At 41.6% G+C, this 24,606-nt stretch carries 21 protein-coding genes; 8 read left to right on the forward strand and 13 right to left on the reverse strand.

Features of this window, described 5'->3' with window-relative positions; all coding sequences use genetic code 11:
* Nucleotides 1-2: 2 nt before the first annotated feature.
* From EGC86_RS04810 to EGC86_RS04870, 13 genes are all read right to left on the reverse strand, one after another.
* Nucleotides 3-1,763: a GspE/PulE family protein gene (locus tag EGC86_RS04810; RefSeq protein ID WP_123776790.1), complete on the reverse strand. Its 1,761-nt coding sequence runs from the start codon at nt 1,761-1,763 to the stop codon at nt 3-5.
* Nucleotides 1,760-3,055, reverse strand: a complete 1,296-nt coding sequence (locus tag EGC86_RS04815) for a tetratricopeptide repeat protein (RefSeq protein WP_123776791.1) — start codon at nt 3,053-3,055, stop codon at nt 1,760-1,762. Before EGC86_RS04815 ends, EGC86_RS04810 begins: the two co-directional genes overlap by 4 nt.
* Nucleotides 3,052-3,996 carry an ExeA family protein gene (locus EGC86_RS04820; RefSeq protein WP_011639165.1) on the reverse strand — a complete coding sequence of 315 codons (945 nt, stop codon included), beginning with the start codon at nt 3,994-3,996 and terminating at the stop codon, nt 3,052-3,054. Before EGC86_RS04820 ends, EGC86_RS04815 begins: the two co-directional genes overlap by 4 nt.
* A gap of 69 nt (nt 3,997-4,065) precedes the next feature.
* Nucleotides 4,066-5,736 carry a pilus (MSHA type) biogenesis protein MshL gene (gene mshL, locus EGC86_RS04825; protein ID WP_123776792.1) on the reverse strand — a complete coding sequence of 557 codons (1,671 nt, stop codon included), beginning with the start codon at nt 5,734-5,736 and terminating at the stop codon, nt 4,066-4,068.
* 13 nt (nt 5,737-5,749) lie between these two features.
* The gene (locus tag EGC86_RS04830) at nt 5,750-6,052 is read right to left on the reverse strand and encodes an MSHA biogenesis protein MshK (protein WP_041413799.1); all 303 of its coding nucleotides are present in this window, start codon (nt 6,050-6,052) and stop codon (nt 5,750-5,752) included.
* Between the two features lie 4 nt (nt 6,053-6,056).
* Nucleotides 6,057-6,713 (reverse strand): MSHA biogenesis protein MshJ, encoded by a 657-nt coding sequence (locus tag EGC86_RS04835; protein WP_123776793.1) that lies wholly within the window; start codon nt 6,711-6,713, stop codon nt 6,057-6,059.
* Nucleotides 6,710-7,330, reverse strand: coding sequence for a fimbrial assembly protein (locus EGC86_RS04840; protein WP_123776794.1), 621 nt, complete (start codon nt 7,328-7,330; stop codon nt 6,710-6,712). Before EGC86_RS04840 ends, EGC86_RS04835 begins: the two co-directional genes overlap by 4 nt.
* On the reverse strand, nt 7,327-8,193 hold the full coding sequence (locus EGC86_RS04845; RefSeq protein ID WP_245423100.1) for a biogenesis protein MshI: 867 nt from the start codon (nt 8,191-8,193) through the stop codon (nt 7,327-7,329). The genes EGC86_RS04840 and EGC86_RS04845 overlap by 4 nt, the downstream gene beginning before the upstream one ends.
* Nucleotides 8,194-8,494: 301 nt before the next feature.
* Nucleotides 8,495-10,405 carry an RNase E specificity factor CsrD gene (gene csrD / locus EGC86_RS04850; protein ID WP_123776796.1) on the reverse strand — a complete coding sequence of 637 codons (1,911 nt, stop codon included), beginning with the start codon at nt 10,403-10,405 and terminating at the stop codon, nt 8,495-8,497.
* 207 nt (nt 10,406-10,612) lie between these two features.
* Nucleotides 10,613-11,860, reverse strand: coding sequence for a malic enzyme-like NAD(P)-binding protein (locus EGC86_RS04855; RefSeq protein ID WP_011639172.1), 1,248 nt, complete (start codon nt 11,858-11,860; stop codon nt 10,613-10,615).
* 433 nt (nt 11,861-12,293) lie between these two features.
* The gene (gene rpmE / locus EGC86_RS04860; protein ID WP_011639173.1) at nt 12,294-12,506 is read right to left on the reverse strand and encodes a 50S ribosomal protein L31; all 213 of its coding nucleotides are present in this window, start codon (nt 12,504-12,506) and stop codon (nt 12,294-12,296) included.
* A 142-nt stretch (nt 12,507-12,648) separates the two neighbouring features.
* On the reverse strand, nt 12,649-13,884 hold the full coding sequence (locus EGC86_RS04865; RefSeq protein ID WP_123776797.1) for a FimV/HubP family polar landmark protein: 1,236 nt from the start codon (nt 13,882-13,884) through the stop codon (nt 12,649-12,651).
* A 289-nt stretch (nt 13,885-14,173) separates the two neighbouring features.
* Nucleotides 14,174-14,998, reverse strand: coding sequence for a FimV/HubP family polar landmark protein (locus EGC86_RS04870; RefSeq protein ID WP_123776798.1), 825 nt, complete (start codon nt 14,996-14,998; stop codon nt 14,174-14,176).
* A gap of 84 nt (nt 14,999-15,082) precedes the next feature.
* Between EGC86_RS04870 and priA the strand changes: the two genes are divergently transcribed.
* The 8 genes from priA (at nt 15,083) to EGC86_RS04915 (ending at nt 24,542) form a co-directional block, all read left to right on the forward strand.
* Nucleotides 15,083-17,278: a primosomal protein N' gene (gene priA, locus EGC86_RS04875; protein WP_011639176.1), complete on the forward strand. Its 2,196-nt coding sequence runs from the start codon at nt 15,083-15,085 to the stop codon at nt 17,276-17,278.
* Nucleotides 17,279-17,457: 179 nt separating this feature from the next.
* The gene (gene argS, locus EGC86_RS04880; RefSeq protein ID WP_123776799.1) at nt 17,458-19,203 is read left to right on the forward strand and encodes an arginine--tRNA ligase; all 1,746 of its coding nucleotides are present in this window, start codon (nt 17,458-17,460) and stop codon (nt 19,201-19,203) included.
* A gap of 2 nt (nt 19,204-19,205) precedes the next feature.
* Nucleotides 19,206-19,805, forward strand: a complete 600-nt coding sequence (locus EGC86_RS04885) for an SPOR domain-containing protein (RefSeq protein ID WP_123776800.1) — start codon at nt 19,206-19,208, stop codon at nt 19,803-19,805.
* 170 nt (nt 19,806-19,975) lie between these two features.
* The gene (hslV, locus tag EGC86_RS04890; RefSeq protein WP_011639179.1) at nt 19,976-20,500 is read left to right on the forward strand and encodes an ATP-dependent protease subunit HslV; all 525 of its coding nucleotides are present in this window, start codon (nt 19,976-19,978) and stop codon (nt 20,498-20,500) included.
* Between the two features lie 25 nt (nt 20,501-20,525).
* Nucleotides 20,526-21,851: an ATP-dependent protease ATPase subunit HslU gene (gene hslU / locus EGC86_RS04895; protein WP_011639180.1), complete on the forward strand. Its 1,326-nt coding sequence runs from the start codon at nt 20,526-20,528 to the stop codon at nt 21,849-21,851.
* Between the two features lie 175 nt (nt 21,852-22,026).
* Nucleotides 22,027-22,413, forward strand: coding sequence for a gamma-butyrobetaine hydroxylase family protein (locus EGC86_RS04900; RefSeq protein WP_011639181.1), 387 nt, complete (start codon nt 22,027-22,029; stop codon nt 22,411-22,413).
* A 127-nt stretch (nt 22,414-22,540) separates the two neighbouring features.
* Nucleotides 22,541-22,762 carry a hypothetical protein gene (locus tag EGC86_RS04905; protein ID WP_041413245.1) on the forward strand — a complete coding sequence of 74 codons (222 nt, stop codon included), beginning with the start codon at nt 22,541-22,543 and terminating at the stop codon, nt 22,760-22,762.
* 898 nt (nt 22,763-23,660) lie between these two features.
* A complete protein-coding gene (locus EGC86_RS04915; protein WP_243638310.1) occupies nt 23,661-24,542 on the forward strand; it encodes a DUF6236 family protein in 882 nt (293 codons plus the stop codon).
* The last annotated feature ends 64 nt before the right edge of the window (nt 24,543-24,606 follow it).

Raw genomic sequence — 24,606 nt, forward strand, 5'->3', positions numbered from 1 at the left:
TGTTATAACCCAATATCTTGTTGGCTAACGATATCTTCCGATAAAGGCACTTTTGATTCACTGACATCTTCAACCAGTTTTGACACTTCTTCGAGTGTTGTCGTGCCAAGGAATAGATACTCCATCGCAGAATGCGCGAGGGGAATAAAGTTAGGACTGCGCAGTGCTGCACGGGCAAAATCTTGCGGATTACCTGTTCGCATGGCATCTATCATATTTTCGTCAAGTTCAAGTATTTCGAAAATACCAATTCGACCACGATAACCAGAACCATTACAGGTTTGACAACCACTACCTACTTTAAAGGTGGCGCTGCTGATATCTCTTTTCGTCACACTTACAAGCCAACTGCGTTCAGCTGCTGTTGGTTGATAATCCATGGCACAATTGTGACAAACGCGCCTAACAAGACGTTGAGCGATAATGACCCGCAGCGCACTAGCGACCAAATAACTTGCCGCACCCATATCGAGTAATCGCAACGCACTGGTAACCGCATCATTAGTGTGCAAAGTCGATAATACAAAGTGACCAGTCAACGCACCTCGTAAGCCAATTTCCACGGTCTCTTGGTCACGCATCTCTCCCACCATGATAATGTCGGGATCTTGACGAAGTGTAGTACGCAATACGTTAGAAAAGTCTAAACCAATCTTGTGATTGACTTGCACTTGGTTAATTCGCGGTAATTGATACTCAACCGGATCTTCTACAGTGATAATCTTTCTATCGGCAGTGTTAAGCTCACTTAAAATACCGTACAGGGTAGTCGTTTTACCACTACCTGTTGGCCCTGTGACTAACAACATACCGTGAGGGCGTTTAATCTGTTTACGAATACGTGCCACAATATGCGGTGGCATACCAGTTTCATCTAACGTACGTAAACCTGTGGTTTGATCCAATAAACGCATCACCACTGACTCACCATGATAAATCGGCATGGTCGACATTCGCACGTCGATTTTATGACCTTTTATTTCCATATGAAAACGGCCATCTTGTGGCATACGTTTTTCTGAAATATCCAGTCCTGCCATTAACTTAAGTCGTAACACTAAAGCAGAAGCAATATTAACTTCACTGAGGAGGTTTTCATGTAATTGGCCATCAATACGCTGACGGATCCGCAATACTTTTTCGCCAGGTTCAATGTGAATATCTGACGCACGCATTTGCACCGCATCTTCAAAAATTGACTGCAATAACTTCACCACCGTGGTTTCGTTATCACTGTCGCTTTGAGTCAAATTAGCCAAATCGAACATGTCATCTGCAGCATATTCTTCATCAAGCTTGCCGGCAATCTCAGCGATTTGCCCAGTACGGCGATAAAGGTTATCAAACGCATCGAGTAATTGTTGCTCTGGTGCCACCGCAATCATCAACTGCTTAGGAGCAACTAACACTTCAATATTATCGATAGCCTGCAAATCGGCAGGGTCGCTCATAGCAACTAACACGTGGTCGGAATGACTTTCCACCACTAATGCTCGATAGCGCCTCGCTTGTACTTCGGGGAGTATATTCACCACTTCAGCGGCTATCGGACGACGACTAATATCGAGGTACGGTAAATTAAGTTGTTGAGATAAAAACTTAAGTAACTGGTCTTCTGTAATACTCTTCAAATCAATTAAGGTGCGGCCGAGCTTTTTACCTGAATTGCGCTGTTCCGCCAATGCTTGCTGTAATTGGGTGTCAGTAATAATCAGCTCTTGAACAAGAAGATCTCCTAACCGCATCTTTAACTTAGGCTTCATCGGTTTTCTCCTAGCTGAACTAAACGTTGTTCAATAAATGTCATGGCTGAAGTTGATAACCCTTCATAGCTTAATGCCGATCGGTAAGCTTGCGCGGCTTGTGGATATTTTTGTTGTGAATCGAGCGCATAACCTAGCCCCATCCACCAGCGAGATTGAGTCGACTCAGATACCAATAAGTTTCGGTAAGCTTCCTCAGCTAAAGCAAAATTTTTAGAGTTTTGTGCCAAATCCGTTTGTGCGATCCACTTATCACGAGCCCACGATGAGCTATCTGGGATCATCGCCACCGTAGTTAAGGCTTCATCATAAGCTTTAATTGCGGTTTGAATTTGCGACAAAATCACATAAAACTCCCACTGTTGCGGAAACATACTGATCCCACTCTCGAGTAATCTCATCGCAGTTGTTGGATTATTTTGCGCAAAATAAATTTCGACTAATTGCTTACGAGCTTTATGTAAACTCGGTTGTAAAATAATGGCTTCTAAATAGTAACCCGCCGCATCGTCCAGACGTTGCGCTTGCTCAGCATCCATCGCTTTGCGATATTGCAGCTGCGCCATTTGTGTTTTGGAAAGCACCACTTCGTTAACGCTCATATCAACAGTTTTTGCTGCAGCAGGGATTTCTGCGGGTACTTCTGCGGGTAAGAAGCGAGATGTTTGCGCTGTGATTTGATCTTGAGTGAGTTCAGTATTCAGCAGTGAAGCCATATTCTGTGAATTATGATCTACCGAAATATTGGGCTTCTCTGCGTCTACGGTTGAAGCTAGCACTGCTTGTGTGTTGACGGTTTCGTTATTAACGACTGATGCAGTGCTCACTTCGGATAGTTCAAGCTCAGATATGCGATCCGTTGGTTCAATAACCTCAGCAGTGATTTCTGGCGTGCTCGCTTGAATAGGTACTTGATTTAGCGTTTGAGCTGGTGCTTGGGTTAGTACTTCAGTTGAGATTTGAGCAGACTTCAGCTCAACAGCAACACCATTATCTTGTGGCTGACTCGCCAGCGATGACTGAGTATCTTCGGTAACCGATGCATTGCTATCTGTTGGCTGATTGGCCATTTGAATATTGGCTTGGCGGTACATAGATACACCAAACCACAATGTAGGGATCAATAGTACGGCAACAACAATAAGGCTAATCAATGGTGAGCGAGATTTAGCAACGGATTGATACTGAATTTGAGGTCGCACAAATTCACCCGCGGGTTGCACCGGTGGTTTGTCTGTTCCGGGTTGCTGATGCTGCTCTAAATCTTTCAACATCTTGATAATCACGCTCATTTAATCTCGCCTATTTGTGTCATCCATTCACCACAACAATTATCACCATTGAACCCAATAACCACCATCACTGTTACAAGCAACATAATTATCAGTATGCTGACACGAGAAAACCCTACTTTATGTTGTAAATTAATATCTTCTGTATCCGTTATTGCAGCCAGACAATGTTGAGACGTCACCTTTTTTTTACCTTGGCCATAACATAGCAATAAGCTCTTATGCGCTAATATATTCACCAAACGCGGGATGCCTCGAGCGGCTTTGGCAATGCGTTTAATATCCGCGGTACAAAACAACTCAGGCCCTTGATAACCCGCAACAGCAAGGCGGTAATGAATATAAGCTTGTATTTCATCCCATGTTAACGGACGTAAGTCATAACTGAAGGTAATACGTTGTCTTAACTGTCTAAACTTGGGTTGTGCCAAACGTTGATCTAATTCTGGTTGGCCAAACAACACCACTTGCAATAATTTACGACTTTCGGTTTCTAAATTGGTAAATAATCTTAACGCCTCAATACTTTCATCTGGTAGCGATTGCGCTTCATCTAACACTAACACTACGTGAAAGCCTTGATGATTTAACGCTAACAAACGCTCATGTATCAGCCTTGTCAGTTGTTGTTGATCTAATTTGTTCGGCAATGCTAAACCGAGTTCGCCCGCTACAGCCAAGCGTAACTCTTTAGGATTCAAATAGGGATTAGGTAAGAAAGCGCAATGATATTGAGTCGGTAAATCATTCAACAGTTTACGACAAACTAAGGTTTTACCTGTACCCACTTCACCAGTGACTTTAATAAAACCTTCGCCTGTTTGTAATGCTGTTTGCAGTACTTGCAACGCTTCCACATGCGGTGATAACCCAAAAAAGAAACCTGTATTTGGGGTAAGCGTAAACGGCAACTGACTTAAGCCAAAATGCTGCAAATACATAATTACTGGCTATCCCTTATCAATTTCGACCGCTATTTTTAATCGTCAATTATCTACCGCCAACGGTCGCTATTTAGAAGGATACCAACGCTCGATTAAATCTTGTGAACGCTTTAATTCATCCTTCCATGTGTCTCCACCAACAACAGTCGGTTTCAACATAATAATCAATTCAGTTTTCTTTTTAGATTTAGTACGGCTGGTAAACGCTTCACCCAGAAAAGGAATGTCACCTAATAACGGTACTTTTGATACAGTTTCAATGTTCTCACTCTTCATTAAGCCACCAATAACAACCACATCACCAGATGCAGCGCGGATAACGGTATCCGACTCACGGATCTCACTTTGAGCAAGAGGCAGTTCTAATGTTGAATCACTAATTTTAATTTCTTTAGTTTGTGAGGTCACATCAATTACCGACGGATGAACATGCAATATTACATTGCCATATTCATCAATCTGCGGGGTTACATCTAACGCAATACCAGAGAAAAATGGCGTTAGTTCAACCTGCGGCGTCGTTACCGGAGTGGTACCCGCTACAGTCGTTGAGGATACATCGGTAACAAAGTATTCGTCATTGCCCACCTTAATTACCGCTTTTTGGTTATTAGACGCGGTAACACGAGGGCTTGAAAGTACATCAACATCACCTTGGGTATCGAGCAAGTTAATAATGGTGCTGAAATCACTTCCGGTGAAATTAATCGAGGTTACACCGCCAATTGCAGACGTAATCGCATTACTTAACCCTTGTCCTGCAGAAGTGCTGAAATCAATGTTGGTACTGCCTGCATGACCTAGGACATTTTCCCACTGGATCCCTTGTTGGTAACCATCAGATAAAGTGACTTCTATAATTTTCGCTTCCAAAATCACTTGGCGCTGTAGATGGCTTTCGGCTATTTGTAAGAAACTTCGAATTTGGCGTAACTCATCAGGGAAAGCTCGAACAGTAACAAGCCCAGCTTGAGGGGTTACCACAACTTGTCGTCCGCCACCGGTTTCACCCATTATTGACATTAATGTGGCTTGTAGCTCGCCCCAAAAATCGGTCTTGGTTGTTGAACGAATAAACGTACCATTGGTATTGTCACTGCTGTTCGAATTTCCATTGCTACTATTGCTATTCGAACTACTGTTACTGCTGTTGCTATTACTATTGTTACTGCCATTGCTTGAATTATTGTTTTGGTCTGAAATGCGCCCTGAGCTAACGGAGGTTAAGGACAACCCTTCTCGTTGCATGTAGATATAATTCAAGGGGAAAGTTTCGGTTCTCATGCCCGACGGAAATACGCGCAAAATCCGACCTTCTCGATTCACTTCGTAACCATAAATGTCTTCAACAACTTGAATGGCTTCAGACAAAGTTACTGCTTTTAAAGATAACGAAATTTTACCTTGTACATCTGGATGTACCGCGACACTTAATGGGGTGTCTTTCACTAAACTGGGGAAAAAAACTCTCGCATCAACTTCATTTGCTGACACATCAAAACGACGCTCTGCAGGCAACGTTCTTGCCGACTGGCTCAACACGTTATTACCATTTAGCTCACGCTGTACATCTTCAGGCATTGCCGCTGGAGGGGGCGTAATGGCTTGACTCGTCTCTGCTTGCTGTCTTGATTCGTTCAAGGCCGCTTTCGCCGTTTGTGGGTCGGGTCTATCTGTCGTTTGGCAAGCAATTAAGCACAGCGACATCAGAGGAGTAACATATCTAATCACATTCATTTTTATTCTTATCCTATCGCTCTGTTATCGACTGAAATAGCTGAAGTTTTCTTCCATCTGACAAGATTACATAATCCTTGCTAATCTTTGATACTCGTAATCCACTACCGCTAATAGCATCACCTGCTGAAAGAATAATATTATTAATAACCGCATAGGTATTCTGTCCGTTAACAATGCTGTTTAATACCAAAGATTGATTATCTGCTTTAGCTTGCACAGCAATAAAGCCCTGCCCCGGTAAGGTTGGATCTCGTAATGTTTGGGCGTTAGCAGCCGACATTAATAGCATCATTAGGCAGGATGCATACGCCATGGCACTAATCTTGTTTCGCAACACTGATAAAGTCCTTGTTCACACTAAGTGTGTAAAGTTCTAATTCAACTAACGCATCGGGATGTGATTCAACACGGTAATCTAAACGCTTCCAATACAATTTATCGGGCATACTTTCCACAGCTTTAATAAACGCTAAAATAGAAAAGTAATCGCCTTGTAACGTCAACTTAATACCATGGCTGTAAAGATTAACTTTACTACCATCAACCACTTGCAATAAGGTTTTGGGCGCAATAGAGGCAAACGAAATGAGCGAGACGCCCTTCACATTGCCCAGCAAGTTGGCTAATACTGTCGGCATATAATCCGCAGGAACCATATCAACCATTTGATTAGCGAGTTCGGCATCCATCAATTGCATCTGTTCAGTAATCAACTGTAATCGTTGTTGATAATCTTGATTGGGATCGAGCTGTAAACGCTCTTCATAAAGCGCCACTTGTTGTAATGAAATCGAATTTTCTTGTTCGAGTCCCTTTAGTTGATTCTGGACACTTTGTTGTTGCTTCCACAATGACTCTAGTGGCATAAACAGCAACATACCAATGACAACGAATAAGGCAACCATAATCAATATCCGCTCTCGTGGACTTAGTTCATTAAATTTTGACGACCACACCAGCCATTGTTGCTTCATTGTGCGAGCTCCTTAGCAACGGGCTGACTTATCAATTTAAACGCCAACGGCTGTGCTTCACCGCGGTCCATTGTCATCGCTGAAAATGCATAACCTTTTAACGTTGAAGTAGTTTTTAATTTATCAATCCACAGTGGAATACTTTGAGGGTTACGACCATAACCTTCAAACTCAATTCGCTGAGCGCTAGTGTTTTGTTGCTCAATAGTAATATGACTCAACCACACATTGCTATCTGCCACGGCAGCCAAGTCGGTCAACATTGGCGAGTAACCCTGGCTTATCATCGTTTTGCGCTGACTAAGCTCATCTTTTAGTAGTTTTTTAAGATCTAATCGCTGTTGTTCAAGTTCAACCTTTGCTACCAAATCTGCATTAGGTTTACGTAAAGCAATTTGTTGTTCTAGCTGTGTCTTTTGGTTAGTTAACCGACTTTTTGTGCTGTTTGCTTGTTGATTTAACCTTTGCAATTCATCGGTATGCCACAGCCCTACAACATAAAGAACTGCACAACCTCCGGTGAAAAAAGCCAATGCCAGCATCATTCTTGCAAAGGTCAGCCTTTGCTTTTTCGGCAACAAATCTGCGGTATATAAATTAACACTGGTTTTTATCACACTTCACCTCGAGCTAATTCTTGCAACGCTAACTGCGCGAGTAAATTCGATACGCCATCATGATTAACCGCAACCACTTTTTGATTAAAGTTAGCACTAACGAGATTGGCCAATGATGAACTATCACCTTCAACCAAGATGCTAATTGATCCTACTGGAGCTTGACGTAATTGGCTTTCAAAATAATCCATAGAACGTTGAATTTCTAAACTGAGATTATCGGCTAAGCCCTGCTTTAATTCTTCTAGAGTCGCTTTATTTAGATGGTTAAATCCTCTAACGCGACGTTGCATTAGCACTTCGCCCGCTTTAACAACTAGCAATAACAATTCTTGTTGCGGCAAGTGAGCGACTAACATATGCGCCATATTATCGTGGGCTAATACATGACTTAATGCCAATTCTTCAATACTGATCCCAGCAATATCTAATCCATTGGCATCACAAGCACTGGCCAATTGCATTAAAAATTGACGACTACTGACTACCACATTCACTTTTGAACTGGAAATGAAACTGGACTCGAAATAATCTAAATGAATATCAGTGACTGGCTCGGACACCATATCTTTAACAGACCAAATTAACGCTTGAGTGACTTCACCAGGTTCAACATTGGGTTTTTCAACTTGTAATAATTGATAATACTGCTGCGATAGCACTAATTGAACACGAACACGGCCAAACTGACTCTTTAATGCTTCAAAGGCTTGAGACCAATTGTTTTTTTGTACCAGAAACTGGCTGATAACAGGTGCTAATTGACCTTGTTGTGGCTTGCACACCCACAGGGAATTACTGGCGATAAATACACCTACATTACCCATAAATTGCGATGTCTGCCAAAAGGCTAGTTTACTCAAAAAACCATTGTCCATTGCGTGGCCCATATTCGCTAACATATTAATTATTTAAGATTACTGATGATAAATATATCAGCAAAAATGACATTTTTAAGCCAATGTACAAGCATATAACATCAAGATGATTCGAATAAGCTGCATTGTCTTTACTAGTATTATTGGTCAAGCCCATAACGATTAAACTTTGTTACTGATGCGTTAACGTTATAACTGATCATTAATATAGCGCATATTGATTGAAAATAGAGTGCAATCTATTGATAAACAAGATCTAACTTAAACAAACATAGCATTATATGACTTAAACTTCAGATCTTTGCCCCAAAAAATCGCCTTGGGCTGCACTCACACCAAGAATTTTTAACGTTTGCCATTCTTCAAAACATTCAACGCCCTCGGCAATCACTTTCACTTCGGCTCTATAAAGGCCACCAATGAGACTTCGTATAAATAATTGATTTTCTGAACGTTGATCTACCCGGCGCACGATAGAGCGATGTAGTTTTACTAAATCAAAGTGATACTCCTGGATATAGTGAGTACCCACAACAGATTGACCAACGTTATCTACTGCCAATTTTGCGCCCATTTTTCTCAACATATCGAGAGTTTTAACTAACAAAATATTTTTCTGATTTTTGACAATAATGTCTTCAGAAACTTCAAAAATAAGTCGTGCGGCTAAAGGGCGATGCTCTAATAAGGTAGATTGTACCCAACGTACAAATGCCCTACTGGTTAAACTATCAAGGCTTAAGTTAATACTGTAAATAGACTCATTATCGGACATTAACCTAAAGAGTACTTGTTCCAGCACTTGCCTCTCAACCTGCGGCATTAACCCACACTTGTTAGCCATGGGAATAAACAATGTAGCGCGAACATCATTACCTTTTAAATCACGAGCGCGGCTAAATATTTCATAGTGCATAATTTGATTATCACTATCGATAATGGCTTGTTGTAAGGTAAAAAAGCGTTTGGACACCAATGCATTTTCAATAAAACTACGCCAACGAACAGACCCTTTAGCGATTTCCTCATCTAACGCGCCTTTATCGTACATAAACCAGTTATTAACACGTTGCAGTTGCGCAGCTCGAAGTGCCATTTCGGCCTCTTCAATAAGCTGAACTTGTAAATCTCCAGCGTTAAAAAAAGCACTGCCTAAATGTAAAAAATTATCCGGATTGCCAATGCCATAAAAAGGTAATGCAAGGCAGGTTTTGAGTATTCGTTGCGCTAGTTGGTCGGCTTCTACTAGCGACAATTGTGGCACGATAATGACTAATTGTGAGTAACTGCGGCGGGCAAAAATACTGTCTTCGTATTGAACGAGTGCGGCTGTAATGGCTTCCGTTGTTAATGACAGCATTGCCTTAACGCCGCTTTCACCGTATTGGTCTTCCACTAAGTCAACATCATCAAATTCAATTAACATCAATACGCCATGAGCTACCATTTTTTGATTATGGCTTAATCCATCGAGACGATTTTGAAAGAATATCGGGTTACCAATCTGAGTTTGTTTATCAAGAAAAGTATCTTTACGAATAAATTGATCTAAGCGACCACGTTCTTTATGAGCATCATCCAACTCTGCAAGCAATTTACTGATAGCACGATTGATCATCCGTGGTTTACCATTTGTCGGCATATCGGCTGCTTGCTTTAAATGCCCCTCTAAAATGAGTTTACTTCGTTGAGCAAGTTGTTCAATTCCATCTAACTCTCTGGAGTACCAGCCATAACCAAAACGCACAAAAATTCCGATGCTGATAAAACCAATAACAAGAATAATGAGCTCGTGCCAGCCAAGATCATGTAGAGAAAATGGCGGTGGCATAATTAACGTCATGGATAATTTTCCATGGCTTAATTCGGTCTTATAGAGCGTTAAACTGCTTTTAACGATATCGGCTTGGTCACGATAAAGTTGATAAACTAATTGGTTGTCTTGCGACAGGGAGAATTCAACCGCTTTATAAGCCGTCAATAAAGGAGGTAACCAAGTAGAAAATTGACTACTGCCATGTTGTTGATAGTCGTCAGCTAACATGGTTTCTAACTCAGCCACTTTCTGCTGTTGGAAATTGTAGGTCAATTGAGTAAAACCCATCACCGCACACAGTAAAAATACAAATGCCACCGCAGCTAATGAAAGCAGCCAAAAGCTGGTCAGTTTTTTAGTAAGGATCTTGGTGAGTTTCATTTATCCGCTATCCTGCTGGATTTATTTATTTTATTAATGACTCCAATGCTATCCAGTATAACGATTGTGCTACACAACTTCACTAATCGTTTTTAATCACGCTTATCTCAGGCCTATAAAAAAGGGGCAAAAGCCCCTTTTACTAATGACAACAGACCTCATTAATCCCTGTTCAGATTAATAAACCTGATTATTTATACTTGCTTATTACACTTTGTATTCAGTCGGTAATGTGGTGATTTTTGCCACCCCTGAATCGATAGCCGCTTGCGATACTGCGCGAGCTACCAGCGGCAGTAATCTTGGGTCCATTGGTTTAGGCAGCACATATTGTGGGCCAAAACTCAATGATGACACGTTAGGATAAGCCGCTAACACCTCAGCAGGAACAGGCTCTTTAGCGAGGTTAGCAATAGCATATACAGCAGCTAGCTTCATTTCGTCATTAATGACCGCTGCGCGAACATCGAGTGCGCCTCGAAAAATAAACGGGAAGCACAATACATTGTTCACTTGATTTGGATAGTCACTACGACCAGTACCCATAATTAAGTCTTTACGGATGTTATGAGCTAATTCAGGTTTAATTTCAGGATCAGGATTTGAACAGGCAAAGATCACCGGATTAGGCGCCATTAACGCAATATCATCGGCAGCCAATAAATCTGCACCCGACAGTCCTAAAAATACATCGGCATCTTTAATCACATCTTGCAGGGTGCGTTTGTCTGTATTGTTAGCAAATAATGCTTTATATTCATTGAGATCTTCACGACGCGTATGAATCACCCCTTGCCTGTCTAACATATAAACATTTTCACGTAAGGCGCCACATTTAACAATCATCGTCATACATGCAATAGCAGCTGCACCAGCGCCTAAACAAACAAAAATAGCATCATCAATTTTTTTACCTTGAATTTCCAGAGCATTCAACATGCCTGCTGCCGTGACAATAGCGGTGCCGTGTTGATCGTCATGAAATACCGGAATATTACATCGCTTAATCAGCTCTTGTTCAATTTCAAAACATTCAGGCGCCTTGATGTCTTCTAAGTTAATCCCGCCGAAGGTATCAGCAATAGATTCGACGGTATTAATAAAATCTTCCGTTGTGCGGTGTTTCACTTCAATATCAATCGAATCAATATTCGCAAACCGTTTAAACAGAAGTGATTTTCCTTCCATAACCGGTTTTGACGCTAATGGGCCTAAATTACCTAGACCTAAAATAGCCGTGCCGTTGGTAATAACCGCTACTGTATTACCTTTATTGGTATATCGATAAGCGTTTTCAGGATTAGATGCAATCTCTCTAACAGGCTCTGCTACCCCAGGACTATAGGCCAATGCTAGATCATGGCTTGATTGAGCCGGTTTCGTCAGGCAAACAGCTGTTTTACCTGGTACTGGGAACTCATGATAATCGAGAGCTTGTTGACGAATATCTGACATTTTATACATCCTGAAATGCGCTATCTATGAAGGAAAGTATGATCCGCTGTCCACATTAACAGTGAGCTTGCTGGCCATCTAAAATTTTAATAACAATACGCTAATACAGAGATTATATAAATCAAAAACTAAGTGATAGGAGGTGTTGTGAGTCAAAACAGAGGGTACGTTTTATTATTCTAACTAATCGAACATGAATATATATAAATCAATAAGTTAAAAATGTAGGAAAATAACAAGATTTACGATAGTAATCGGATATAGACGCCGATATTTGCAGTTTATTTTGTCTAAATAACAATAAAGTGAGGTTTGTGTTTTTTTGTATTGTTTACCACTAAAAAATTAGTTTTCTTCACAGCACAATACAATAGTAATATCAAAAAACAAAAAAGGCGCCAAAGGCGCCTTATTCAAGTAAATTGCAATGCAATTACTTTTTACCAAGCATACCAAAACGCTTGTTGAACTTGTCAATACGACCACCAGTATCAACAACTTTCTGAGTACCAGTGTAGAATGGGTGACATGCACCACATACGTCCAAGTGTAGGTTTTTACCTGCAGTTGAGTTCACTTTGATGATGTTACCACAAGTACAAGTTGCAGTGATTTCAGCGTAATTTGGGTGAATACCTGTTTTCATTTTGGGCTACCTTAAATTGAAGGCCATGTCGCTCTCCCAACCCGAAGTTGAGCACCACATGCAGTTAATAACAATATGTTTTAGGCGCGAGATAATACAGTGTCTCTAATACACAAACAAGTAGAATTTCTAATCGATACTATTATTGGCGATGCGTGCGCTCTAGTGCTTCATAGGTGATTTGTGCCTTAGATGAATTTTGATGTTGCTTTAACATCTCACCTGATGGGCATTGTAAACGGCTATCAGACATCAATAAGTAGATTTTACCATTGGCAAACGCATCTGGGTTTGCCTCATAAATCGCCAGCATTGCGCCATAGACACTGATTTGCCATTGTCGATAATAACGATCAGCAACTCGCCATAAAGTGTCTTGAGGGAATTTATCCATTACGCAGATGTTATCTTGGCCATAAGTCGGTAGAGATAGCTTGGCTACGTTCTTAATTGGCAATGGCTGAGGCAATATTTTCGTTTCATGAATAGCCGCCAATAACTCATTACTTTCAGATTTTTTACTGTCCATATCATTCATCGAACCATTGCTCAATACCGGCTGGGTGGCGATAACAGTTGCTGGCACTGGTAGAGTAGGCATTGGTACTACTTGAGACTTACCGCGTTGACTGGCGACTAAATTGTCGAATGTTATCTTATCTACAGCGACATTTTGATAGCGCAAAAGAGTCGCCATTGATGGACAACGTAACGAGCTGCCTAATTGCAGTAGACTAATTTTATCTTGATAGAATGCAGAGGGATTCGTTTGATAAAGCGCAAGCATTGCACCATAAATATTTGAATTCCATTGTTTACGGTAGCGCACCGCTATTTTCCATAAAGTATCATTCGGTAACTGATTTATCTGACAATTATTCAGATTTTTTTGCGTTGTAGTTACCTGAGGTATAGCAATGGCCTTGCGACTTATTGTTGTTGGCATAGAAGTCGATAATGCCGATGCTGACTTCATGGTTTTAATGGCTACAGGCTGGTATTGGCTCTGAACAATGGCTTGAGAAAATAAAGGTACAGGTGAGTATTGTAGCCATTTAGCATTACGGTATTCAGAAACAATGAGTGCCGCATCTTGATCGCGTATTTTCTCGGTACCACTTAATACAAATACATCACGATCACGCTGTTCAACTTCAAGCTTTTCTAACACAATATTATCTTGATAAATTTGGCGTAAATAAAATGTCAGCCGCGATAAATCATGGTGATCGGTTATAATGTTCACAGTTAACTGAGGAGATTGTCCACTTTCAAATGGAATAGTATCAATACTGATATGACTGACTTGTGCAATAGCAGTTGAAATACTATCAACGGCCAATAATGCTAATACTGCTAGCACCTTAAAGCTTTTCATTAAATCAATCCTTTCGATTATAAACCGCTTCAGCACAGCGTAAAACACGCCGTAAAACCATGATGTTAAATTCACTTATACACCAACAAATAAAATGCTCATGCTTAGCTCGTCAGCACTGTAATTTATTATTATTGTTTACTTTTTTAACCTTATCATAGAGCCAAATCATAAGTATTAACACGGGCAACTATATAAACTAACATAACCAGCTGCAACTAATTACTGATAAACAAAAGTAAATACTCGATTAAGTACTACTTTTTATCACTAATTATGATCAGAAACCTTATTTAGCTGCATGTTTTGCTTCAATAACCTCAAAGACTTTTTTATCTACTGCTTTATTATTGTATTCGGCCAAAATAGCCGTTGATGGGCAATTCAACGAAACATCTTTGAGTAATAAATGAATTTTTTGCTTGGAAAAAGCCAACAAGTTAGCCTCAAAAATAGCTAACATCGCACCATAAACACTGGTATGCCATTGCTCTTTGTAACGGTTCGCTATACGCCATAATGTGTCACTATTATCTCGCTCAATTAAACATCCCGCGTGTTGAGAGGCTTCGGCTTTGGATGGGGCGGATTGTGGTTCTGCTAATAATGTAGCCTGATCCAAACCGCTATCATCTTGGCGACTTTTGGATGCTTTTGCACTAGCGGTGTCTTTTGCTACTGGCAGTACTCGAGGCTTTTCAATATAAGGGACTAAGGTTGCACTATTAACTGAATAAGGTGCATCAAATAACGCTATTACTGCTAACGTAACCGCTCCCGCCTCAGTGTTTTCGGTAACGATTAACTGTGCATTTGAATCACTGACAATATCTGTACCCTTGAGCTGCAACAAAAAACGATTAATACTCTGCACAACTAACTTCTGTTGCAGCACGTTCCTACCACCCAAGTTGCCATCCAGCTGACGAATATAAAACCTTAACCGCGATGCATCATCATTTTGTGCCACAATATTGATTTTTAATTGCGGTTCATTATTCAATTCAAATTGACGACTATTGATACTGACATGATTCACTTGAGCCATTGGCGTAGCAATATAGCCCAATACCCCAAATACTAGGATGATGACCTCAATAAGTCCTTTACGCATATATATGTTGCCCTATCTCTTTGATGACACTTAGAGGTAAACTGATCCGCAATCCACTATCGAATTGAAAAATGATGAAGTCTTATGCCCGTGTTTGTTGAAGTCGCCTTACCCGTCCCATTACGCAGAAACTTTAGCTATCGCGTAAAAGACGAACAACAAGCAGGATTGCAAATCGGTCTTCGAGTAAAAGTCCCTTTTGGCCCTCAACAACTCATCGGCTTAATTACTGCTATTACTGACAGCTGTGACTTAGCACCGCAACAAATAAAATCGGTAACTGCAGTACTAGATGATGCCCCATTGTTACCCGATTCGCTATATAAATTAACCCTCTGGGCCGCCCGGTATTACTTTACGACTCAAGGACAAATGCTCAGCCAAGCGTTGCCTGTCGCATTGAGAAAAGGCCTCGAAGCGGCGCCGCAAGCGGTGGTTGAATATCATTTAAGCCCCGAAGGGCGCAATGCTGATTCTAGCGTATTAAAACGTGCTCCAGCACAGAAAAAACTGTACGAGTTATTGCTTGCAAACCCTATCAGCCAAGATGATTTCACCACCCAACAATTAAGCAAAGCGGCATTAAAAGCATTAGAACAAAAACAATGGATTGAACGGCAGCAAAAAGTACTTAGTCATGATTTAAGCTGGCGCCAACAGCTTATTATGAATGAGTCACCTCATAAGCTGAACAAACAGCAAGCCGTCGCAGTTTCAGTGCTTACTCAACAACAAGGGTTTCATTGCACCTTATTAGAAGGCATTACTGGTTCGGGTAAAACCGAAGTCTACCTCACCTTGCTTGAGACAATTTTAAAACAAGGTAAACAAGCACTGATCCTCGTGCCTGAAATTGGTTTAACACCGCAAACCATTAATCGCTTCAAGCGTCGGTTTGAAGTCAATGTTGCCGTGATACATTCCGGATTAACTGATAATCAACGCTTAGAAGCTTGGCGTCAGGCTCGTGTCGGTGAAGCAGCAATTATTATCGGCACTCGCTCAGCACTCTTTACTCCAATGGCTTACCCAGGGTTAATTATTCTTGATGAAGAGCATGACAGCAGCTTTAAGCAACAGGAAGGTGTGCGTTACCACGCGCGTGACTTGGCGGTAATGCGTGGGCATCTTGAAGATATTCAAGTGGTATTAGGCTCCGCAACGCCATCATTAGAAACCTTACAAAATGCGCTATCAGGCCGCTATCATCACTTGGAACTGAGTGAACGCGCTGGTGCTGCGCAAAAGGTTAAGCAAGGTATTGTCGATATTACCTCGCAACCATTAAAAGCTGGCATGTCGACATCATTAATTAATGAAATGCGTATGCACCTTGATGCGGGTAATCAGGTACTGCTATTTCTAAACCGCCGCGGATTTGCTCCGGCCTTGCTTTGTCATGAATGCGGCCATTTACATGAGTGCGATCGTTGTGATGCTTTTTTTACCGTCCATCAAGGCTTAAACGAGATTTGTTGCCATCACTGCGGCAATCAATACGCTATCCCGCGCCAATGCCATCAATGTGGTAGTACCATGCTAATGGGCCACGGTTTGGGTACTGAACAACTTGAACAAGAATTGATTAAACTGTTTCCCAAATACCCGGTTGTCCGCATTGACCGAGACACCACCAGACGTAAAGGCTCCCTTGAACAGCAGCTCAAAGGGATTTACATGGGTAAATATAAAATTTTAGTCGGCACCCAAATGCTCGCCAAAGGACATCACTTTCCCGATGTCACCTTAGTCGGTTTACTTGACGTCGATGGCGCATTGTTCAGCGCAGACTTTCGAGCACCAGAACGTTTTGGGCAACTATACACTCAAGTTTCAGGTCGTGCTGGCCGTGCAGACAAACCCGGTAAAGTACTACTGCAAACCCATCAAAGTGATAACCCCATTTTACGTGATCTGTTAAAACGCGGTTATGGCGAGTTTGCTCGCAGCCAGCTAAAAGAGCGCCAACAAGCATTATTACCACCCGCATGGCACATGGTATTAATTCGCGCAGAAGCACATTTAGCCGAAGATGCTGATGCTTTTCTAGCGCGCACTAGCGAGCTACTACCGCAAGATAAAGACTTTGAAATTATTGGCCCTATTCCTGCGCCGCTAGATCGTAAAGCAGGAAAATATCGACGCCAATTAATACTGCAAGCCAAAAGTCGTCAGCGCTTGCAAACCGAATTCGAACGCGTATTAGCACTCATTGAACAAATACCTGAAAGTAAGCGATGCCGTTGGAGCATCGATCGAGATCCGCAGGATTTGATGTAAAGCTGTATTTTTACTAAGCCAACGGACCCTATATCTGTCATAAACTTCGCTTAGGTTGATAATCAGCATAAAAAAACCAATATTTCCGCTAAAGCAGATAGCAATCACCCCCCATAAACGGCTAAAATATGCGGTTCCGTCATGTCATTCATTTAACGAATTAGTGCAAGAAAACGCCCATGAAATCACATATTGAATCTTTACTTGAACAAACCATCGAATCCTTCAAACAGCAAGGAATTGTGCCAGCTGATTTTCAAGCTCGCATTCAGGTCGATCGCACTAAAGATAAAAGTCATGGTGACTTAGCGACTAACCTTGCAATGATGCTGACCAAAGTAGCTAAAAAGAACCCGCGCGAATTAGCACAGCTAATTATTGATACCTTGCCAGCATCATCTTATGTGGCCAAAGTAGAAATTGCCGGTCCGGGTTTTATTAACTTTTTCATTGATGACAATGCATTAGCTAATCAACTACAACAAGCGCTGACCAGTGACCATTTAGGGGTGGCTTTACCGACTAAGCAAACCATCGTTGTCGACTATTCTTCGCCAAACTTAGCCAAAGAAATGCACGTAGGCCACTTACGCTCAACCATCATTGGTGACAGCGTCGTGCGCGCACTCGAGTATTTAGGCCATAACGTCATTCGCCAAAACCACGTCGGCGACTGGGGCACTCAGTTTGGTATGCTACTGGCGTTAATGGAAGAGTTACGTGCAGCCAATGGCGAACAAGCCAAAATGGAACTGTCTGACTTAGAAAGTTTTTATCGTGCGGCTAAAGTACGTTTTGATGAGTCTACTGAATTTGCTACTCGTGCCCGTCAACTTGTCGTCGCATTACAATCAGGTGATGAATACTGCAATAAGCTATGGCGCGAATTTAACGACATCTCTTTAAGCCATTGTCATGATGTATATAAGCGTTTAGGCGTTAGCTTAACCCGTGCAGATGTTCACGGCGAAAGTGCCTACAATGCCGACTTAGCCCAAGTGGTTAAAGATTTAGATGCCCAATGCCTGTTAAGCGAAAGCAATGGCGCTAAAGTGGTATTCCAAGAAGCATTTCGTAATAAAGAAGGCGAGCCTTTACCGGTTATTATTCAAAAAGCAGATGGTGGCTATTTATACGCAACATCAGATTTAGCGGCTATGCGTTACCGCTCAAACGTACTAAAAGCCGACCGCGCCATGTACTTTGTCGATTTACGCCAAGCCCTGCATTTCCAACAAGTGTTTAGCCTTGCAAAACTCGCTAAATTTGTTCGCCCTGAAATGTCGCTAGAGCACACAGGCTTTGGCACCATGAATGGTGAAGATGGTCGTCCATTTAAAACCCGTTCAGGCGGAGTGGTTAAATTAGTTGATTTGCTGGATGAAGCCGATGTTCGCGCACTTGAGCTGGTTCGCAGTAAAAACCCAGATATGGATGAAGCAACCCTCACTGAAATTGCTCGCGTAGTGGGTATCAGCTCAGTTAAGTATGCCGATCTGTCCAAGAACCGTACCAGTGATTATATTTTTAGTTTTGAGCAAATGCTTAGTTTTGAAGGTAATACTGCACCTTATCTACTATATGCCTACACCCGAGTAGCTGGTATTTTTAAACGTGCAACGGATATAGATCTTAGCCAAGCTAAGATTGTACTTGAGCATGAAAAAGAAAAAGACTTAGGTACTAAACTGGCGCAATTTGGTGAAGTGTTAACTCGCATGACAGACAAAGGCTTGCCGCATGTATTATGTGGTTACCTTTATGAACTAGCGAGTGAGTTTTCGAGTTTCTATGAAGCTTGCCCAGTGCTTGCTGCCGAAACTGAAGCGCAAAAGCAAAGCCGTTTATTGCTTGCACAATTAACCGCTAAAACCTTAAAAACGGGCTTGTCGCTGCTTGGCATTGAAACCCTAGAGCGGATGTAATCATGAGTCGTGACTACGCAAATCGCAAACCTCGTGCGGGCGCTAAAGCCCGTGCGCCACAACGAAAAAAAGCACCTAAACGCTCTTTTCCTTACTTGGCTGTTTTTGTGATACTCACCTTAGTCATAGGTTTTGGTTATTTCTTATGGTCCATTAATGGCAGCTCCGACTCATCCGTCGTATCAGAGCCAGCTCAACAACCCAAAAAGAAAACGGTATCAACCGCGACTGTAGAAACACCAAAAAAAGTGATCAAGAAAGATCCTAATGCACTACCACCTAAGCCACAGGAAGAATGGACTTATCTGGAAGAGCTTGAAAATAAGCAAGTTGAAATAGACTTGCCGCAAACTGGCGTAGTGTCTAGTGGCATTTATCAAATGCAATGTGGATCGTTTAGGCAAGAGTCGCAAGCAAATGAAATGAAGGCCAGAATTGCCTTCCAAGGTGCAGAGGCACAAGTGCGTCGCAGCGAAGGTACCAATGGCGTGTGGTATCGCGTGGTATTAGGACCTTATCCTAACAAGCGCGATGCTGAACATAATCGTCATAAGATGCAGAACGCAGGTTTAAATGGCTGCTTAATTTGGTTGTGGGAATAACGCTGCTCGTCTGATATTGCTGTATAAATCACTTTAGCCCTGTTCTCTGTAACAGGGCTTTTTGTTATCCATCGCTTGATATCTGTCATTTTGTCCCCATATCCATTTTATCAATCAACAATTGCATTCACCCTAATGACCCGTTGATGTATTAGTGAAGAGGATTTACCGTGACTACTATCGTATCCGTACGCCGTAATAATCAAGTTGTCATCGCTGGTGATGGCCAAGTGTCTCTAGGCAATACCGTGATGAAAGGTAATGCACGTAAAGTGCGTCGCCTATACCACAATAAAGTATTAGCCGGTTTTGCTGGCGGTACTGCCGATGCATTTACTCTTTTTGAGCGTTTTGAAGCCAAGCTCGAAATGCATCAAGGCCATTTATTAAAATCTGCCGTAGAGCTTGCCAAAGATTGGCGTAGCGACAAAATGCTGCGTAAGCTCGAAGCTATGTTGGTTGTGGCTGATACTGAATCATCATTAATTATTACCGGTAATGGCGACGTCGTTCAACCGGAATATGACTTAATTGCGATTGGTTCTGGCGGAAACTATGCTCATGCATCAGCCTTAGCATTACTGCAAAATACTGAGTTAAGCGCGGAAGAAATAGCAGAAAAATCACTGACGATTGCGGGCGATATTTGCGTATTCACCAACCAATTCAAAACTATCGAAAAGTTAGACTACTAATTCGAGCGTTAATAAAGGAACAGTTATGTCTGAAATGACTCCACGTGAAATTGTTCACGAACTAGATGCACATATCATTGGCCAACAAAATGCCAAACGCTCAGTAGCCGTTGCATTGCGAAACCGCTGGCGCCGGATGCAACTTGAGCCAGAACTTCGCCATGAAGTGACTCCAAAAAATATTTTAATGATTGGCCCTACCGGCGTTGGTAAAACTGAAATCGCCCGTCGTTTAGCTAAATTGGCTAACGCCCCCTTTATCAAAGTTGAAGCGACCAAATTTACCGAAGTAGGTTATGTCGGTAAAGAAGTGGAACAAATCATCCGTGATTTAACCGACTCAGCAGTGAAAATGACTCGCGAACAGCAAATGAAAAAATGCCGTCATCGCGCCGAAGAAATGGCCGAAGAACGTATTTTAGATGCGTTATTGCCTAAGCCAAAAGATGACTGGGATACCGACCAAAAAGATGACTCGACTACCCGTCAGGTTTTCCGTAAAAAGCTGCGCGAAGGTCAATTAGACGACAAAGAAATTGAAATAGATGTTGCTGCGCCTCAAGTTGGTGTTGAAATCATGGCCCCTCCAGGCATGGAAGAAATGACCAATCAGTTACAAGGCTTATTTCAAAACCTTGGCCAAAGCACCTCTAAACGTAAAAAGCTTAAAATTAAAGATGCTTACAAGCAGTTGGTTGAAGATGAAGCGGCAAAACTAGTCAATCAAGAAGACTTAAAAGAACAAGCCATCGAGCTGGTTGAGCAAAATGGTATTGTGTTTTTAGACGAAATCGACAAAATTTGTAAACGCGGTGAAAGCTCAGGTCCCGATGTATCTCGTGAAGGTGTGCAACGTGACTTACTGCCATTAGTCGAAGGCTGCACAGTTTCCACTAAACACGGCATGGTTAAAACTGATCACATTTTGTTTATTGCTTCTGGTGCATTCCAGATGTCTAAACCGTCTGATCTAATTCCAGAGCTTCAAGGCCGTTTACCTATTCGTGTTGAATTAGACGCCCTTACCGCAGCTGATTTTAAACGTATTCTAACAGAGCCATTTGCCTCACTTACTGAGCAACATGTCGCCCTAATGAACACCGAAGGCGTCACCATCGAATTTACAGAGTCAGGTATTGAACGCATTGCAGAAGCGGCATGGCAAGTGAATGAGCGCACCGAAAACATTGGTGCACGTCGTTTACATACCGTGATGGAAAAATTGATGGAAGAGATTTCATACGATGCTTCTGAAAAGTCAGGTTCTAAATTTGTCATTGACGCTGAATATGTCAATGATCACCTTGATACCTTGGTACAAGATGAAGATTTAAGCCGCTTTATTTTATAACCATTATTTGAATCAAGCGCCCTCCCATTTGATTATTATTGATGGGAGGTCTCGTGACTTTTTGGTTTATGAATAAACATCACGAATGCAGGTTACAACAATAGGATTAACAGCAAAATCGCGTATGATGATAATCTGCGATTTAGCGTTAATCCTTTTTTTTATAGGTATTCCCATGACCCAATCAACGCCTACCGTCACCGGCATTAAACTTAAACGCCAATCTAAGTTACTCGAAGTGACATTTGATAATGACCAAACTTACAACATCAGTTGTGAAATGCTCCGAGTCTTCTCACCCTCGGCTGAAGTACAACGTCATGGCGACCCAATATTGGTTACCCATAAGAAAGCCGTAAACATTAAAGCGCTCGAACCTGTTGGTCATTATGCGGTAAAAATCACCTTTGATGATGGTCATGATACCGGCTTGTATTCTTGGCAGGTGCTACATAACTTGTGCAGTAATCAAACTGAATTATGGCAACAGTATTTAGCCAGATTGCGTGCAGAGAAAGGCTCACGAGAACCACTGATTTCGATGAATATTAAGTATTCATGATTACGGTACGTTTTAACGATAGTCGTTAATTTCAATACTATATTTGCATAACTTTACTCATCGCGATCAGCAATTGACATTCAAACGATTATGCTTAGTTATAGTCTTCACTCGTACCGAGGTGTGTATGAAACAGTCAATTCAATTTCCTGTCATTAAAGTGTTATTGGTCGGATTCGCTATTATCAGTTTGAGTGCTTGTGCCCCACGTGCTCATCATGGACACGCAAAAGCGCCTACTAATAAAAAGACAGTAACTAAAGTGGTCGTTGTTAAACCCGCGGCATATCGCGTCGTTAATGTTAATAACGTTCATCAAAAGGATGTTGTCATCATTCGCAAACGTTAAATGACTCTACTACAAATGCCAGCGATTTTGCTGGCATTTTTGAATGATGGGTATAGTTAATTATCGATGAATATTAAATATTCATTCTTTTTAACAATGGCCTGCGGCCACTAACGTCGTGGCGCTTCGCCCACACCAGACTAAGTGCCAAAGTTGCACTTCTGGCAATAAATCTCATTAACCTCGTCATCCCGGCAATGCTTTTGAGCCGGGATCCAGGTGTTTCTTTATGCTTAATGCTTATGATGACATACGGCCACTAAGGTCGTAGCGCCTCGCCCACGCCGGATTTTTCAAACTTCGTTTGAATTAAGATCGCAAGGTTCCACCCTGCACCGGCCAAAAGGGGATCAACAGCAATCCCCTCTTGAATCACCCCTGCCGTTCCGGCAACATTTTCGCTATTTAACCAAACAACAGCAGCGAAAAAATTGCGACGGAAATAGATCCAGCTTTTGACTTCATTTTCGTGTTCTTCGGCCTTATTCGAAAATGCTAACGCTTCCGATGGTACATCCTGTACCGCGAAAGCTAGCCTGACGTCCTGTCAGGCTCACGCTATTTTCTTCAACGGCCTCAAGTTCAGAGTTGAATCAGCACTTTTAAAGTCAGTATAACTAACTCATTTTTTCCCATTGCGAGTTAACAAGGTATATCAGAGCCAAGACAATAATCGATCAATAAAAAAGATGATGCACTATAAAAGTCACCTTAAAGGTGTAGTCAGAACAAGCAATTAGCCGAAAGATTGTACAAAACACCACTATCACCAAAAAGCAAATTCCTATAGCATCTACGTTAGATAAATAGTTACCGATTAATATAGATGTGGCATAGGCCAAATCCAACAAGCGATTTACACCTTGCAAACAGCGCAACGCATAAAGACTAAAACGTTATGAGTTCTTCAGGTAAGGAGTTTAATTTGGAAAGGGGAATTATCGCTTCACCAGGAATAATTAATAGGCTGCAGCAGGGCTTTCAGATGCAGCGAAGCTTAACGATTGAAGAGCTTCAATATTATATACTGTACTGGGATAAAATAGTGATTCCTGGTAACAATCTTGTATATATAGGTTTGCCAGAAGAAGATCTTCTATTACAAGCGGGCGCAATTGAGCGACCAAGAGTTGGGTTTCAGGGATCATTCCAAGGCGATCAAGTTACTGATGCTATTATGTCCTGCCAAAGTCTTGTTGCAAAAGAACTTGTTAAAGACAAATCTGTTGACTGGGTTATACATCAATTTGGAGGTGATAGTTTATTTCCAGATGGCTTCAACCAGCGACGGAATGTAATCAGAGTTGATTTGTCTGGTGTTTTGCCAGTCCCAGCGGAAAATATAAATATATATGAAATTCTTGAATTCAAAAATCGCAGGAAAGATGAATTAAAGCAACTTCACGCGTACCTTGATTCAGTTTATGAATTGGTTTTGTCTGCTCCGGATCAAGAGTTGGCACACAGAAAAGCCATATCAGATCTAAGCAATGCTATAAATGATTTGGATACCGTGTTCAAAGAGCGCTTTGAGAATACTAAGAAGTATGACATTACTGCAGAGCTCAATTTAAATGGTAAAGATATATCTGTTGGTGCTGCGTCAGGAGCAATAATTGACTTCTTTGCAACAGGAATGACAATTCCAATTGCGACAGTAGCTGGAGCAATATTGTCGACATTAAAGGTTAGCGCTAAAGCAGCAAATACTTTTCAGCCAGCTTCTCATAATACTAAATTGGCGTTCTTATCTAAGGCTAAGAGCGAAGGTCTTTTATAATAACTCATAACAAGGCGCAAGCTACGGGAAAGACTACATCAAATTTCGCAAAGAACGGGGTTAA

Source organism: Shewanella frigidimarina, assembly GCF_003797125.1.
Taxonomy (GTDB): domain Bacteria; phylum Pseudomonadota; class Gammaproteobacteria; order Enterobacterales; family Shewanellaceae; genus Shewanella; species Shewanella frigidimarina.

Coding starts and splice junctions, on each gene's coding strand:
- hslU (WP_011639180.1), top strand. CDS start 20,526: ATGTCTGAAATGACTCCACGTGAAATTGTTCACGAACTAGATGCACAT.
- EGC86_RS04900 (WP_011639181.1), top strand. CDS start 22,027: ATGACCCAATCAACGCCTACCGTCACCGGCATTAAACTTAAACGCCAA.
- EGC86_RS04870 (WP_123776798.1), bottom strand. CDS start 14,998: ATGCGTAAAGGACTTATTGAGGTCATCATCCTAGTATTTGGGGTATTG.
- EGC86_RS04915 (WP_243638310.1), top strand. CDS start 23,661: ATGAGTTCTTCAGGTAAGGAGTTTAATTTGGAAAGGGGAATTATCGCT.
- priA (WP_011639176.1), top strand. CDS start 15,083: ATGCCCGTGTTTGTTGAAGTCGCCTTACCCGTCCCATTACGCAGAAAC.
- argS (WP_123776799.1), top strand. CDS start 17,458: ATGAAATCACATATTGAATCTTTACTTGAACAAACCATCGAATCCTTC.
- EGC86_RS04810 (WP_123776790.1), bottom strand. CDS start 1,763: ATGAAGCCTAAGTTAAAGATGCGGTTAGGAGATCTTCTTGTTCAAGAG.
- EGC86_RS04835 (WP_123776793.1), bottom strand. CDS start 6,713: ATGAAGCAACAATGGCTGGTGTGGTCGTCAAAATTTAATGAACTAAGT.
- EGC86_RS04855 (WP_011639172.1), bottom strand. CDS start 11,860: ATGTCAGATATTCGTCAACAAGCTCTCGATTATCATGAGTTCCCAGTA.
- EGC86_RS04820 (WP_011639165.1), bottom strand. CDS start 3,996: ATGTATTTGCAGCATTTTGGCTTAAGTCAGTTGCCGTTTACGCTTACC.
- rpmE (WP_011639173.1), bottom strand. CDS start 12,506: ATGAAAACAGGTATTCACCCAAATTACGCTGAAATCACTGCAACTTGT.
- EGC86_RS04905 (WP_041413245.1), top strand. CDS start 22,541: ATGAAACAGTCAATTCAATTTCCTGTCATTAAAGTGTTATTGGTCGGA.
- csrD (WP_123776796.1), bottom strand. CDS start 10,405: ATGAAACTCACCAAGATCCTTACTAAAAAACTGACCAGCTTTTGGCTG.
- EGC86_RS04815 (WP_123776791.1), bottom strand. CDS start 3,055: ATGAGCGTGATTATCAAGATGTTGAAAGATTTAGAGCAGCATCAGCAA.
- mshL (WP_123776792.1), bottom strand. CDS start 5,736: ATGAATGTGATTAGATATGTTACTCCTCTGATGTCGCTGTGCTTAATT.
- EGC86_RS04885 (WP_123776800.1), top strand. CDS start 19,206: ATGAGTCGTGACTACGCAAATCGCAAACCTCGTGCGGGCGCTAAAGCC.
- EGC86_RS04830 (WP_041413799.1), bottom strand. CDS start 6,052: ATGGCGTATGCATCCTGCCTAATGATGCTATTAATGTCGGCTGCTAAC.
- EGC86_RS04865 (WP_123776797.1), bottom strand. CDS start 13,884: ATGAAAAGCTTTAAGGTGCTAGCAGTATTAGCATTATTGGCCGTTGAT.